Here is a 15,505-nt window from a genome sequence, read left to right as displayed (position 1 = left end):
AGGGCACTTTCCCCACAATAAAAATGCCACTGTAAAAAGTGGCATTTTTATTGTGGTAGTTCCTAAACGCTATGATTGATGGCCACGTATACGAACAATACAAATTCCCTAACTTTAAGTCCTTAACTGCCTTATTCCAATAATTCTATGAAGGGACGTTTAATTTACTCCTATCTCTTCATTTGCTTGTGTCTTACCGGGCCAACAATCCGTAGTGTTGCCCAGACTATCACGACAAATGCGTTGTCTGTAAGTGCCCTCTGCGGAAGTTCTGGCGGCACTCTATCCGTTTCATTTTCTACTACTGGCATATTCCTGATTGGCAATGTATTTACGGCCCAGATTTCCGATCCGAACGGTGTATTTTCAGGTACAACCACTCCAATCGGAACGCTCGCTCTGGTGCCGGTCCTACCAACAACCGCTACGATCACGTCAACAATACCTAAAACATTAACCGCCAGCGCAAACTATAGAATCAGAGTCATTTCCAGCACACCCGCCCGAACCAGCACAAACACACAAACACTATCAATCCAGGCTATTCCCAATGTGCCGACGGTTAGTAACAAATCGTATTGTGTAGGTGAAGTAGCTGGTCCCTTGTCGGCCACAGCTGTTTCAGGCGCAACGTTAAATTGGTATGCAGGTCCTGTTGGGGGCAATGCCTCATCGCTTGCACCTACACCCATTACTACAGCAGTGGGTTCCACAACTTACCACGTTAGCCAGACCCTTAATGGCTGCGAAAGTAGCCGAGCCTCGCTTGTCGTAACGGTCAGTGGTAGTCTGGCAGCTCCCAAAACGGCGGCTCCGGCAGCAATCTGTCAGGGTGTAGTATCAGCAGCACTTACGGCTACCGCTTCAGCCGGTGCTACCTTGCGGTGGTGGGGAACCAACGCCAGCGGAGGCTCTTTTTCGACAACACCAACGGTTCCAAGTAGTCAGGCTACAGCGACTTATTACGTCAGTCAGATAATAAACAGTTGCGAGAGCCCCCGAGCCTCTATTGTCGTAACCGTAAAACCTGCTCCAACTACGCCGTCTGCTCCTTTAGCATTTACATACTGCCAGAGTGTAACGGCAACTCCTTTGTCGGCAACGGCTTCTGCCGATGGCACCTTAAACTGGTATGGCACCAGTGCAGCCGGAGGTGCCGCATCTTCGACACCAACAACACCCAATACCGGCACGACTGGAACAACTTTTTATTACGTAAGCCAAACTGTAGGTGGTTGTGAAAGCCCACGAGCCATTATTTCTGTACAGGTAAAACCAAAACCAGCGGCTCCAATTACTACCAGTCCGATTATTTTTTGCCAAAACCGAGTAGCAAATCCCTTAACGGCTATCTCAACGCCCGGTGGCACCTTAAACTGGTATGGCACCAACGCCACGGGTGGAACGGCATCAGCCACAGCACCAACACCTTCTACAAGTGTTACTGGCTCGACCGTTTATTATGTTAGTCAGAGTATTAATGGCTGCGAAGGCCCCAGAGCTAGCCTAACCGCTACAGTAAATCCAGTACCGAGCAAACCCATTGTTGCAGCCGCTGGCCCTTATTGCGAAGGAAGCAAACCAAACTCATTAACCGCTACAGGTCAAAGCCTGAGCTGGTATGGCACAAACCCGGATGGAGGAACGCCATCATCCATTGCAACAGTGCCGAATACTACTGTTATCGGTACAGCAAATTATTACGTCACACAAACCATTAATGGATGTGAAAGCGACCGGGCGGTAATTCCGGTGGTCGTAAAAGATGCACCGAATGCACCTGGCACGGCTCCTCTTGAGTTTTGTCAAAACTCGGCAGTACCGGCTTTAACGGCCACTTTTGTTGCCAATGCAACAGCCAGCTGGTACAATGATCCCGCCAGCAGCTCGGGGTCGCAGACACCTCCGTTGTTGCAGAACAGCACGCCAGGGCAAACAACGTATTACGTGAGTCAGAGTCTGGATGGCTGCCCAAGTCCAAAGGCAAGTTTAGTGGTGACAGTAAAAGCGACACCTTCCGTTCCTGGAGTAAGTTCAGTCAGTTACTGCAATAATGTGCAGCCGCAACAACTAACGGCAAATGGCACGAATATTAAGTGGTACGACGCATCAGATAAGCTTATCAATGGTATTCCTACGCCTGCCACCAATAATGTGGGCGATCAAACCTTTAAAGCAACCCAAACGGTAAATGGTTGTGAAAGTGGTAAAGCCATCTTAACCGTCAGTGTCAAACCACTGCCTGCATTGCCCGGTGTAACTAATCTAACTTACTGTCAGGCGCAGAAAGATCAGCCTGTTCAAGCGATTCCTCCGTTAACGGCAAATGGTCAGAACCTTCGCTGGTATAATGCTGATGGGAATGTGTATCAAAGTGCCCCTACACCTCCTGTTACGCAGTCAGGTACATTCAGTTTTCTGGTAACTCAAACAGTTGACAACTGTGAAAGCAGCAAGGCCACGATTCAGGTATCAGTACGGACAACGCCTGCTCCAACCGTTCCAAAACCCGTAGTGTCATACTGTCTTGACGAAAAAGCAGCCCCGCTGGAGGCTGTTGGAGAGCCAGGCAGCACGTTGCGGTGGGTTGACCCTTATGGACGGGAAACAACAAGCAACCCTGTTCCGCCAACGCTGAATGTTAATGTAGAGCCAGGTGGTGATATTTATTATGTTTATCAGATAAATAATGGCTGTTATAGCGGTCGCTCCATTGTCAAGGTCATTGTCAATACGATACCGACTTTATCGCTAACCGGATCTGCCAGCATTAATTTAGGACAGAAAACACCCCTTCGATTAAAATTCACGGGGAATCCACCTTTTAGTTATACCCTGACGGGAGGTAACTCAGGCATATCAAACTCCACCGATACAACTATTTCGGTCTTGCCACGAGGCAATACAACCTATCAGGTCAATGCTGTTACTAACAGTTGCGGTGTCGGTTTACCCGGTAACCCAGCCACTGCTATCGTACTCGTTCAGGCACCAACCATTACCACCAGTGCCATCAATAATAACACCTTGTGCGCTGGTTCAGCACTGAACGTGCCGTTTACAACGATTGGTTCCTTTACCAGTGGGAATATATTCCGGGCCGAGTTGATCAGTGTGGCTGATACAAGCAAAAAATTCGAACTTCCTACAAGCAGTGCCACTAGCCCTGTTACTTCCGCCCTATCGGCTACATTGGCCAGCGGTCAGTATTATGTTCGTGTAAAAGGATCGAATCCGGATATTGGGATTCTGGGAACAAATAGCCCTACAACGATAACGGTTCGATCGAAACCAACTGCTACATTAACGGGCAATCAGACCATAAATGCAGGTACGCCTGCCAACTTAACCATCAGCTTTGGTGGTGACGGCCCCTGGACAGTAACCTATGCAGATAGTGTCCGTTCATTCTCGGCAACCACAACAACGAATCCATATATTGCGGAAGTGAGGCCCGCCCGAACGACAACTTATAAAATCAATAATGTGAGCAATACCTGTGGAGCAGGGACCATGTCGGGTACGGCAACAATTTTAGTACAGACCGTACTGGGTGTTGAAGATACCTCTCTTGACCCATTGGTTCGCGTATATCCAGTCCCTACAGCAACGACATTAACTATAGACATTGATGTATCATTGACGCGGGATCCGGCAGAGCTCTCACTCACGGATCTGCGAGGTCGACCTATCCATCAATTGACTACCCGATCCCGACAAACGGAACTTGATCTCAGTAGCCAACCAGCGGGAGTCTATCTGCTTCGTATTCAGATCGGTGACCGGCAATCAGTCCGAAAGGTACTTAAACAATGAATGAGTAATTGAGGTAAAGCGGTAATTTGCAAACTGGGTGATTCAAAAAGCCACCTACCAGGTATTCTCCAATTGTCGTTTAACTTGATTACTCAATTACTTAATTACAAATTGATGTTTTCCGACGACTACTTCATGGAAATTGCACTGAACCTGGCTGAAGAGGCAGCCGAAGAAGGCGAAATTCCTGTTGGAGCTGTTGTGGTTTGCCGAAACCGGATTATAGGAAAAGGTCGTAATCAGACGGAGCAGTTTAAGGACGTTACAGCTCATGCTGAAATGCTTGCCATAACGGCCGCAACGCAATATCTTGGCGGAAAATACCTTACCGATTGTACACTCTATGTTACACTGGAACCCTGCGTTATGTGCGCAGGAGCCTTATTCTGGACACAACTTGGGCGGCTTGTTATCGGCGCTCCGGACCCTAAACGAGGGTATAGCCGTATTGAGACTTCGTTACTTCACCCTAAAACTCGTCTCGAAACAGGTATTCTCGCCAGCGAAAGCCAGGATTTATTGACTAAGTTTTTTCGACGCTTAAGAACATAAACCAAGGGAGTCGTGTTACTCCAACCGTAAAGAACATCCATTTTAACTCTTTAGTCCAATGGCTTTTGTATTAGACCCACTACCCTACCCCAGCGATTCGCTTGAACCAAACATAGACAAGCAAACCATGGAAATCCACCATGATAAGCATCATAATGCCTATGTTACGAATCTGAACAACGCTATCGCCGGGACAGAGCTGGAAAATAAATCGATCGAAGAATTGCTCCAAACCGTAAGCCAGGCTCCCGTAGCCGTGCGCAACAACGGTGGCGGGCACTATAATCATACGTTGTTCTGGAACACTATTTCTGGCAGTGGTGGTGGCCAGCCAACCGGCGATCTGGCTGAGGCTATCAATCAGAAATTTGGTTCTTACGACGCGTTTAAAGAAGAATTTACCAAAGCCGCTACCACTCGTTTTGGCTCAGGCTGGGCATGGCTTATAGTGACGCCGGAAGGTCAGCTGGCCATTACCTCAACGCCAAATCAGGATAATCCACTGATGGATATTGCCGACGTAAAAGGATTCCCTATCGTTGGTCTTGATGTATGGGAGCATGCTTATTACCTTAAGTATCAAAACCGCCGGCCCGAATATATTGCGGCTTATTTTAACGTAGTCGACTGGAATGCGGCTGAAAAACGCTACCAGCAGGGCAAACAAGCGTAATCTCAATGCTGAATGATGGCTGATGAATTACAAAAAAAAACGTCGTTCATCGTTCATCATTCAGCATTAAGTTCTATATTTGCACTCTCAAAAATGGTGATTGTAGCTCAGTTGGTTAGAGCGTCGGATTGTGGTTCCGAAGGTCGCGGGTTCGAGCCCCGTCTTTCACCCTTCACAAAAGCCCCCCGAAAATTCGGGGGGCTTTTTTTATGAACCAGGCCGTGTTCATACAGGTTATTATCCGTTAATGTCACTGATGCTCGCCATAACAACCCGATATCACCAAACTGTTCGAACGGTGTTGATACTGGCTTATATAGCAGGCATTATCGGTATGCAATTACCTGCACTGGCTCATTACTTCCGGCCTTTAAGTCCGGTTACACTCGCTTGCTCGCTGGTTGTTTTACTCGTCTACCATACCGATTGGCGTCCTGCTTTCTACCTATATCTTATCCTCACGTTAGCAATCGGTTATTTTATTGAAGTAATTGGCGTTCACACAGGTAGTATTTTTGGCCATTATGCCTACGGATGGGGGCTGGGTGCCAAAGTATGGGCGGTTCCTCCTGTAATTGGTATCAACTGGCTAATTCTCTCTTACTGCTGCGGATCAGTCTGTAATCAGCTTTCTCTTCCGACCTGGCTTAAAATTCTGGCAGCCGCTACACTGATGGTTGTATTGGATCTATTTATCGAACCGGTAGCCGTTCAGTTAAATTTCTGGACCTGGTTCGACAAACCAGTGCCTTTACAGAATTACATTAGCTGGTGGCTTATATCGGTGGTATTATTCACTTTGTGGTATGCATTACCTTTCGATAAAGAAAATCGCCTGGCGAAATGGCTTCTTATACTTCAGTTTATATTCTTCATTGGACAATTCTTGTTTATCTTTTTCTAGTATAGTGTTAAACAAAAATCAAATTTTATTGTTTTACAAATACAGTGATGGTGCGGTGGGCGTGTTAGCCTGTATTTGTTTAGCGACAAACTACTAGTATTTTAGAGGTTAATTTAAGCCAAAACGCTTACTAGAACTTTTCATAGGTATTAGTAGCATAACCCTATTAATTCGTAAAAACTTGTTCCATGAGTAGTTACTCCATCAAAGATTTAGAGCAACTGTCGGGCATAAAAGCCCATACACTGCGGATCTGGGAACAGCGTTACAATATTATTACGCCCAAACGGACGGATACCAATATCCGGACCTACGACGATCAGGACCTTAAGCTCGTCCTGAACATTTCATTACTAAAAGATCACGGCTATAAAATTTCTGAAATTTCAAAGTTGTCGGTAGAAGAGATGTACCGCGAAGTGGTCAAAATCTCGGATCGTCAACTTAGTTACCCCGACCAGATTCATGCGCTCACGATCTCGATGATCGATCTGGATGAGGACCGTTTCGAAAAAATTATCAGTACCAACATTTTGCAATTCGGTTTCGAGAACACGATGATCCATATTATCTATCCGTTTTTGGGCCGGATCGGTACACTTTGGGTAACTGGCTCGATTGGCCCGGCGCAGGAACATTTTATTACAAACCTGATTCGGCAGAAAATTATCGTTGCCATTGATGGTCAGGTAAGTAAGCAACGGCCCGACGGTAAAAAATACATGCTCTTTTTGCCGGAAGGTGAGCTTCACGAAATCAGTTTACTGTTTGGCAACTATATTATCCGGGCTCGATTTAACAAAGTAATTTATTTAGGGCAAAGCCTACCCTTCAACGAATTAGTCTTTGCCTACAATCTCCATAAGCCCGACTACATTTTTACTGCCTTAACCTCCGTACCTGCTAATCATGAGGTTCAGCCGTATGTTAACCGTTTGGTTAAAACATTTCCAGATGCTCACCTGCTCATGACCGGCTATCAGGTAGTCGGGCAGGACATCGATATTCCTGAAAATGCGACCATTATTAACCAAATTGAAGATCTGATTCGTATTGCCAGTACGTAACGCCAATGGCTGCGGCTCAACACTTTTACCCAATAATTTCCTCTATATCAGCAAATTGCCAACAATTATATCGCTAAATACTGCGATTTGGTTTCAGTTAGGCTAATCCGAATTAGGCCTTATTGGCGTAAATGCTTTCAGTGCTTTATCGGCTGATAAATCCCTGTGCAAAAGCCAGTGCTCGCCGTTCAGCATACGTATACGGATCGCGCAAAACAAGAAAACCAACGTGACCGCCCGTTTTAGGTGTTTCAAGAAATACGAACGGATGTTTCTCTGCCAGCCATCCCGGCGAACATTCGGGCGATAACAGCGGGTCGTTTTGCGCATTCAATACTAATGTTGGCACAACGATATCTGGCATAAAATTAACAGCGGAAGCCTGGTTATAAAAGTCGCTGGCGTCTTGATAGCCATTAACAGGGGCAGAGAAAAAGTCATCAAAATCACGCCAGCGTTTAACCTGATGTAATTTCGCCATATCCAATCGGCCTGGGAATCGATCTGCTTTCTGGTTCAGCTTAGTAATGAGCTTTTTCATAAATCGGTTCCGGTAAAATCGATTCGACGGTCGGTCGAGCAACAAAGCACTAGCCCCCAGATCGGTAGGGGATGATATAGCAATGCCCCGTTTAACAACAGGTGGGAGCTTTTTCCCATGAACACCGAGGTATTTCAAGGTAATATTTCCACCCATGCTGTAGCCAACAAGCACAATTTCTTCATACGATTTAGTCTGTAATGCATGTTCGACAACTTCGGCAATATCTCCGATTTCACCGTGATTGTAAAGCCGGAAAGCACGGTTCATTTCGCCACTACACGAACGACAGTTCCAGGCCAGCACATCGAAACCGTTTGTTGAAAACAATCGGGCTGCCCCAAGAATATATTGCCGCTGGCTATCTCCTTCCAGACCATGGGTTAGAATAACCAATCGTTTTTTCCCAGTAACAATCCAGTCAAGATCAAGAAAATCGCCGTCAGAAAGGGTCAGCCGTTCGCGCTCGTAGGTAACGCCGGTCACTCTACGGGTCAGGCTTGGGACAATCGTTTGCAGATGGCCATTGTACAGATAAGCGGGTGCTCCGGAATAAGACGAATTTAGCAGTGGCATATTATAAACAACAGCTACTTTTAAGACGTTGTTTCAAGACAGCTTTCTTTTTATGCACCTTGCCAAATACGTTTCGGTCATTATTGCCAGCACCATCAAATTCATTGGCGGGCCATTAACTGGCGCGACACTGGGGCTATCCTGGCTTGAAACGTCTATTTGTACCACCTTTGGTATGATGCTCAGCGTTATAGTGATCACGTATGCGGGAGCTGCCATCCAGGCACTTGTGGACCGTTACCGCAAACAGCGACCCAAACTATTCACCCGCCGAACACGCTTTGCCATTCGAATCTGGAAACGCTTTGGCTTAATGGGTATCGCCCTATTAACGCCTTTGATTCTAACTCCCATCGGCGGAACAGCACTGGCAGTCTCTTTTCGCGTGGGGCGCGGACAACTTCTCCTCTACATGCTTATTAGTGGTATTTTATGGGCCATTATTCAAACACTGGCCGTATACCAGATTCCAGGATTGAAGGGCCTATTTATACGATAAGCCAACCAATTCACTGGTTGGCTTATCGGGTGTAATCAGTAAACAATCAATCGGCTACCGGCTAACTGTCTGCGCGACTGGCGTAGCGGGTTTCTTATTGAAATCGCCACGGGAGAAATATTTTTCGATCAGGCAATACATCAGAATGAAGAAGTAGCGGCTACCCATCTCTTTGATCTTCAATTTTGATTCGCCGTATTTCCGGTTTGTCCAGCTATTAGGCACAACAGCATAGCTGTAGCCTCGCACCATAGCCTTGAGTGGAAGTTCAACGGTTAGGTTAAAATGAGGGGCCAGAAATGGCTTTATACCCTCTATGGTCTCGCGCTTATACAGTTTAAACGCGTTAGTCGTATCGTTGTACTTGATTCCCATCACCATCTTTACAATGAAGTTGGCAACACGATTAATGAACTTCTTAAGTGGTGGATAATCAATTACTTTTCCGCCTTTACCCCAACGCGAACCGAATACAGCATCGACGTTGGTTTCGAGCATTTTGTTATAAAACTTCACCAGATCCTCCGGGTCATCGGACATATCGGCCATGAAAACGGCGACACAATCGCCCGAAAACCGTTCGAGACCATACCGAACCGCATAACCGAAGCCGTTGGGGCCTGGATTTGTGAATGGCACTAGTGTTGGAATTTCAGTAGCCGCCATTTCCTCCAGGACACGTAGCGTTCCGTCTTTCGAATTATCGTTGGTAACACAAATTTCGTGCGGGATGCCATGTTTGGCTAACGTTTGATACAATGCACGCAGTGTTGGAGGAAGCGACTCTTCTTCGTTATAAGCCGGTATAACAACGCTTAATTTCATAAGTATAGCTACGGATTCAGCCCGTATGTTTATGGCTAATTTTCGGTATTATATAATCGCTGAGTTACAGTCAACAGCACTTACCGATGTGGTAATAACCGAATTGTACTGTATAGTTTTGCCAGCGGCTGAGGAACAATATAATTCCGAATTACATCTTTCGTCTTTTGCCAGTCGGGTTTTCCTAAGTAAAGATATTTCAAGGCCAGTTGAGCACGACGAAAATAACTGTTTTTATACTGTTTTGCATCGAGCATCATCCGGTAATACCGGGCAATGTTCCGGCGTAAAACACGGTCGTATCGATAATCCAGTTCCCGGTTAATATCGCTATACATTTGGATACGATTCCGCAGAAATGTCTCATCAGCATAGTTATCTGCAAAGCTGGCTCCTCCCCGGTTTTTACGATAAACCGACATCACATCGGGAATATAACCAATTTTCCCAAGTTTAGCCTTCAGGATCAGTCTTGGAATATCGCCACTCGACGACTCCCGAAACCAGGCAGGATATTCCTTAATGTTGTTCCGAAACATGGTGCTGGAGGTAGCCATAAACCAGATTTCGTCTTCACCAATCAGATCGTCCATTGTATAGTATGGCTTCATAACAGGGCCATTCAGTAAATGGGAAGGCGATCCGTCTTCGTACGTAATGAGCGCGTTATTAAAAACCGTCGAATAGTCAGGATGTGCGTCCAGTAAGTCGGCCTGTTTCTGAAGCTTGAGTGGATCAGTCCAATAATCGTCCCCATCCATCAAGGCATAGTACTCACCTTTAGCTAATTTCAGTGTTTCAAGACAGTTTATTCCTCCGTTTTTCCCCATATTATAGGGGTGCAAAACACCAATAATTAAGCCAGGATGCTTCCGTTCGTATTCCTGAATAATCTCCCGTGTCCCATCCGTTGAGAAGTCATCACCAACTAAAATTTCAATAGGAAATGTCGTCTGCTGTGCGAGCGCACTATCAATAGCGGCACGAATAAATTTATGCTGATTGTAAGTAATAATCAGAACACTGACTTTAACCATAGAGAGTAAGTTTTCAGGTTACGGTTTACTGCGGATCGCGCGAGCGGTTACTACCACCTGGTAACAAACCGTAAACCATAAACTAAACAGTTGCCTTGGAAGGAGAGTTTCTGGCCGATTGGATCTGGGTTTTCCAGCCTTGTGGCTCATTCTTTTCTGCTGGTGTTGCCCAAGGATCATAGAACGGCAGAATAGATACCCAACGTCCGGCTGGATCATCCCAGTTAAAACGATCGGCAAAACTGGATGGACTGACCCAATGAGGCAGATCGTAGCGGAATAGAATCATATCGCCAAGATCATGGTAACCTTCTGTTTCAACAATATGGTTGTTGATCACATAACCGGTTCCACCAGATGTATAATCTTTGCCGTATTGATTCAGGGCCAGGATCATACCTACTTTTTGCGGGTTAAGCGGATGCCAGTGTCGCCCAAAGAAACTGCCTCCTAACGGATAATGAGTCACTTGTGGGTGAAAATACGGTTCGCCTTTGCGAATACCGAAGGCTTCCTCGTTTCCGGTCAGGCTATTCCAGAAATTACGCATTGGGTCAAAAACACTCAGTAGCGTTTGCTTGAATGTTGACTCCAGCTCTACAATAGCGTCGAATGTATGGTCGTGAAATAACTGGGGAGCCTGTTGGATCTTGGCAATGTGTAGCCGTTGTTTATGCTGGTTATTGTCAAACGTATCTGGTCCTTCTGCCAAAGGTGTTTGAGCGGCCCATTGGCGGGTACCCTCAATAACCTTGGTCAATAGTTCAGCGGGAATGCCGGTTTTGACAATGACAATGTTCGGCTCATTTACCAATCGCATCACATCATCATAAGAAATTTCAGGAACGATTTGGCCATCTCTGAATTCGGCGTCCACTTTAATTAAATATTTTGCTGCTTCTTTCATGGTTGCATACGTGTGAATTCAATACAAAATAGCTCGCAATCTACCTAAAATCCAAATGCATTACATACGATTTAGTATGTGGTAGGCTGAGTTGCATACCCAAATCCTGATGCACCAAAGCCATTACCATTATACAACATAACCCATTGGTCACGATGTGGAAAAATATGGCAATAATCCATCATAAGTGAATCCCAGCCCTCTGCAGAACGTTCAATACCTGCCCGTTCATCCTTACGTTCCCACGTAATACCGTCGCTGGATTCGGCATAACCGATACGGTAACTACGCTGCACATCGGTACGGTAATTGGTCGCGTTTCGGTACGAAAAATACATTTTGTACAAATTTCCGTCTTTGTAAACCGTCGGACGCCCGATCGCATCTGTAAACTCGTCGTAGCCAACGCACACCTGTCCTGTGCGCTCCCACTTGATACCATCCGTCGACTCGGCGTACTTTACATCATAAAATGGTTCAGGGTGACCGTTGATAACCTCAATTTTGGTACAGGAAAGATACCACATCCGCCATCGGTCACCTTCACGGATTACACAGGGTTGGGCGGCCCATACCTGATCGTAAATAGAACGGTCAAGTAAAGGCCCATCGTATTTTCGCTGGAATGTCAGACCACCATCGCGACTGATAGCCAGACCTATACCCAGGCGATAGCTCGCAGTTTCGCTCTTATTCCATCCTGTATAATACAGCCAGATTTCGTCATCTACGGGCAAAAACCAGGAAGGCATCGTGCCTGTTTCATCAAACATGCCAACGGCACCTTTTGTTAAGCAGGGCTTATTATGAATATACGTTACTTCGGATAAATTATTGGGATTTAGCTCAACAAATGATACAGCGGACGCTATATTTTCGTCACGTGTGGAAAAATAGACACGTAATTTGTCAGCCATAGGATAACCAAAAGGCACCTGAGCGTGCGTTCGGCTGAATGCTTGAGAACCATCGGGTTTATAAATGAGTCCTTGTTTTGTCCACATAAAAAAACTGTTTTTGACTGATCAGTTTTGGGCTTGGCTCAGTACGAACATAGCTCAAAAATATGAATTATTTTAGTGAGATTCCGGCTGACTATCAGAGGATAAGCCCTTAATCCGGTCATTACGGATGTAAATCCGGGTGTCATTAACGAGCCCTACGTATTTGTAGTGCGCATTAACAAATTGCCCGAGTGGCTTAATAAGTTCGTGCCCCTGTGTTTTGCGGTCATTCATCCAAAGGTTCTGGCTACCAACCGCATCAACAAACACCGGCGGAACCGAACGCTTAAAATCGCTGACATATCGTTTTTGATAGTCGGCTAGCATCGGATGGTTGAACGCACTCCGGATGGTATGATTTTCGGCCACTCCCTGTGGCATTTGCGTCTGAATGTAATAATCACAACGCCATCCCCAAACGGCCAGTTTTTCGCCGGGACGGGCATATTTCAACACTTCTTTGGCTACCGGTGATTGCTGTACGGCCCAACCAGCCTGGTTTTCAGAAGAATAGGGATTTACGGGCACTTTTTGCAAAAACCTCTGGCCGGTCTGTACGCCAAATAAAAGCAGGAAAACCCCGGTAGAAATCATGGCAACCCATAGGCCGGTACGCTCAACAACAGGAAGCTGCTGCCAGCCAAAAGCCAGAATGAATAGCAGCGGTCCGGTTAAGAAATACAGATAATGTACATATTCGGAGCCCGTTCGGGTGATGGCAAACAGTGTTGCCAACAATAATAAACCAACGAAACCACCTATTTGAATAGAATTTATACTCAACTGCACCTTCCGTCGAAAGGCCATCACCAGGCCCCCTATCCCTATTAAGGCCACAAACTTAACAAGCCAGTCAAATTCGCTTCCCTTCTGAAAAAAGTCGGGTAACCGCATCAGGCTTTGCCACTGATTCGTGTTGCCTGCATAGCGGAAGTTTCCCACAATGTAGAACGTTATGAAATCATCGTAGACGCCGTTTAGTCGAGTCAGAATAATGACCAGGACTGGGAATGCGACTCCGGCTGCCCCTAGCACAGCAAGACGCCCAATCTTAGCCGGAATGCTCAGACTCCTGCGTATCAACACGTCGATACCCACAAATAGACCGACTACGGCCGCAAGAGGAACGGCTTGGAGTTTCCCGAAAGGAACCATTCCCAGCAACAAACCAATCAGGCTAATCCGAAACAATGATGGTACTCTTTGCGTCAGTTGAGTAGCATAGAGGTAATAACTCCAGCTTAGCAATAGTAGGGCTATGAGCTCACTATTGTAATGTAAGAAGTCGCCATTCTGGGTTAATCCAAGCATGAATACGAATGGCAACAAAGCCAGTCGGGCTGCCTTCTCGCTAAACCATAATTTTGCAGTTTTAAACAGTAACCACAGACATACCGCAATTAAGGCGTATGCGGTCAGGTGAGCCGTAATGTAGTCGAACGGCAAACCCAGAAAACTTGGTAAAATAAGAAAATAGCTATCCAGCGGGCCTCCTGTCGTACCATCTACCGACCGAAAATAGACCGGATCATGCCGCAGCGTAAGCGCCTGCGTGATCATCTGGCTCTCGTCAGGATTGATTTCGTAGTCGAATACAATACTGGGTAACCGAAGCAGAAATAGCATTAGCAATGCTAAGGCAACGAATAGCCGTTGGTTAATCTGATGTCGGGTAGCCACCCAGATCAGCACCCAACAGAGGGCATAAACAGGAAACCAGTATAATGTCGGGTAGGTATCGAAATGCGGCATGGACGTACTACGAAAAATGCCAGTCGAATACACTGGCATTTTTCGTACAAAAAAATATTATTTCAGGACCGATAACCGGGCAGCCATGCTGTCGTGAATCTGCACCATCGTTTCTTTCAAATCATATGTCCAGTTCCAGCCCGGATAATGTTCCTTGAATTTGGTTAGATCCGAAATGTACCAGATATGATCGCCACTGCGGTTGGTCTCCGAATACTGATAATTCATCTTGTTGCCCGAGATCTGCTCACACAACGCAATGGCTTCCAGCATCGAACAGTTTGCATAACGGCCTCCACCTGCGTTATATACTTCGCCTGGACGCGGATTCTGATAAAAATGCCAGAACATATTCACCAGATCCCAGCTATGAATGTTATCACGAACCTGCTTGCCTTTATAACCGAATATGGTGTATTGATTCCCGGTAATGGCACACTTCATCAGGTAGGATAAGAAGCCGTGCAACTGAGCGCCTGAATGGTTAGGTCCCGTCAGGCAACCACCCCGGAAAACGCCTGTATTCATCCCAAAATAGCGACCATATTCCTGCACCATAATGTCAGCCGCCACTTTAGAAGCACCAAAAACGGAGTGTTTGGTGTGGTCAAGACTCATGTATTCGTCGATTCCATTCTCAAAATAAGGATGGCTGTGGTCAATTTCCCAACGTGTTTCGGTCTCGATCAGAGGCAGGAAGTTGGGGTTATCGCCATAGACTTTATTGGTCGAGGTAAAGATAAATACAGCCTCCGGGCTATGTAAGCGGGTCATCTCAAGCATGTTGAGTGTACCAACGGCATTAACCCCGAAATCGGTGAAGGGTTCGCGAGCGGCCCAGTCATGGGATGGCTGAGCTGCCGTGTGCAATACTAATTTAATGTCGGTGCCATATTCGCGAAAAATAGGCTCCAATTGAGATACTTCGCGGATATCGGCGGTGTAATGTTTATAGGAAGCGTAGGTATCAGACAGGCGATTCCGGTTCCACTCGGTCGATCCATCGGCTCCGAAGAAGTACTGGCGCATGTTATTATCGATACCGATGATCAGGTCGAATTTATCGGCAAAAAAGGCAACGGCCTCGCTACCGATGAGTCCAGCCGAGCCTGTTACTAATGCAATATTCATAGCGTCTATGCTGTTTGTGGCGATTTACTTATTCAAAAAGTACTATAAACTTCTGTATTTCAATCGGACAAAGTAACGCAAAAAAAATAGATAGTACTATGCCTTATACTCAAAAGCGACGCATCGGTTAGGTTGACCGATGCGTCGCTTTTGAGTACAGATTATATAGAAACACTCAGCTAGTTGCGACTAAGTTCACGTTCTAGCAGCTTTTATTGCCT

General features: G+C 46.1%; 13 protein-coding genes and 1 tRNA gene. 7 read left to right on the top strand and 7 right to left on the bottom strand.

Annotated elements, in window-relative coordinates; translation table 11 throughout:
* Positions 1-147: 147 nt before the first annotated feature.
* The 6 genes from G8759_RS03060 to G8759_RS03035 all read left to right on the top strand — a co-directional run bounded on the left by G8759_RS03060 (position 148) and on the right by G8759_RS03035 (position 7,012).
* Positions 148-3,816, top strand: a complete 3,669-nt coding sequence (locus G8759_RS03060) for an Ig-like domain-containing protein (protein WP_167205102.1) — start codon at positions 148-150, stop codon at positions 3,814-3,816.
* A gap of 114 nt (positions 3,817-3,930) precedes the next feature.
* Positions 3,931-4,368, top strand: coding sequence for a nucleoside deaminase (locus G8759_RS03055; protein WP_167205100.1), 438 nt, complete (start codon positions 3,931-3,933; stop codon positions 4,366-4,368).
* Between the two features lie 58 nt (positions 4,369-4,426).
* Entirely contained in the window at positions 4,427-5,041 is a 615-nt protein-coding gene (locus G8759_RS03050) for a superoxide dismutase (RefSeq protein ID WP_167205098.1), read from the top strand.
* Positions 5,042-5,136: 95 nt separating this feature from the next.
* Positions 5,137-5,212: transfer RNA gene (locus G8759_RS03045), tRNA-His, on the top strand.
* 85 nt (positions 5,213-5,297) lie between these two features.
* A complete protein-coding gene (locus G8759_RS03040; protein ID WP_232074110.1) occupies positions 5,298-5,945 on the top strand; it encodes a carotenoid biosynthesis protein in 648 nt (215 codons plus the stop codon).
* A gap of 188 nt (positions 5,946-6,133) precedes the next feature.
* Positions 6,134-7,012, top strand: a complete 879-nt coding sequence (locus tag G8759_RS03035; RefSeq protein WP_167205094.1) for a MerR family transcriptional regulator — start codon at positions 6,134-6,136, stop codon at positions 7,010-7,012.
* Between the two features lie 145 nt (positions 7,013-7,157).
* Here G8759_RS03035 and G8759_RS03030 read toward each other — a convergent pair whose 3' ends face one another.
* Positions 7,158-8,129, bottom strand: coding sequence for a YheT family hydrolase (locus G8759_RS03030; RefSeq protein WP_167205092.1), 972 nt, complete (start codon positions 8,127-8,129; stop codon positions 7,158-7,160).
* Between the two features lie 52 nt (positions 8,130-8,181).
* Between G8759_RS03030 and G8759_RS03025 the strand changes: the two genes are divergently transcribed.
* A complete protein-coding gene (locus G8759_RS03025; RefSeq protein WP_167205090.1) occupies positions 8,182-8,628 on the top strand; it encodes a hypothetical protein in 447 nt (148 codons plus the stop codon).
* 54 nt (positions 8,629-8,682) lie between these two features.
* Here G8759_RS03025 and G8759_RS03020 read toward each other — a convergent pair whose 3' ends face one another.
* The 6 genes from G8759_RS03020 to G8759_RS02995 form a co-directional block, all read right to left on the bottom strand.
* Complete coding sequence (locus G8759_RS03020) at positions 8,683-9,453, bottom strand: glycosyltransferase family 2 protein (RefSeq protein WP_167205088.1); 771 nt, start codon at positions 9,451-9,453, stop codon at positions 8,683-8,685.
* An 80-nt stretch (positions 9,454-9,533) separates the two neighbouring features.
* A complete protein-coding gene (locus tag G8759_RS03015) occupies positions 9,534-10,490 on the bottom strand; it encodes a glycosyltransferase family 2 protein (RefSeq protein WP_167205086.1) in 957 nt (318 codons plus the stop codon).
* 82 nt (positions 10,491-10,572) lie between these two features.
* Complete coding sequence (locus tag G8759_RS03010) at positions 10,573-11,397, bottom strand: hypothetical protein (protein WP_167205084.1); 825 nt, start codon at positions 11,395-11,397, stop codon at positions 10,573-10,575.
* A gap of 71 nt (positions 11,398-11,468) precedes the next feature.
* A complete protein-coding gene (locus tag G8759_RS03005) occupies positions 11,469-12,401 on the bottom strand; it encodes a glycoside hydrolase family protein (protein WP_167205082.1) in 933 nt (310 codons plus the stop codon).
* 72 nt (positions 12,402-12,473) lie between these two features.
* Positions 12,474-14,153, bottom strand: coding sequence for a hypothetical protein (locus G8759_RS03000; protein WP_167205080.1), 1,680 nt, complete (start codon positions 14,151-14,153; stop codon positions 12,474-12,476).
* A 57-nt stretch (positions 14,154-14,210) separates the two neighbouring features.
* Positions 14,211-15,284, bottom strand: coding sequence for an NAD-dependent epimerase/dehydratase family protein (locus G8759_RS02995; RefSeq protein WP_162385908.1), 1,074 nt, complete (start codon positions 15,282-15,284; stop codon positions 14,211-14,213).
* Between the last annotated feature and the right edge of the window lie 221 nt (positions 15,285-15,505).

This window comes from Spirosoma aureum (assembly GCF_011604685.1).
Taxonomy (GTDB): domain Bacteria; phylum Bacteroidota; class Bacteroidia; order Cytophagales; family Spirosomataceae; genus Spirosoma; species Spirosoma aureum.
This window is presented reverse-complemented; position numbering and strand designations above follow the sequence as displayed.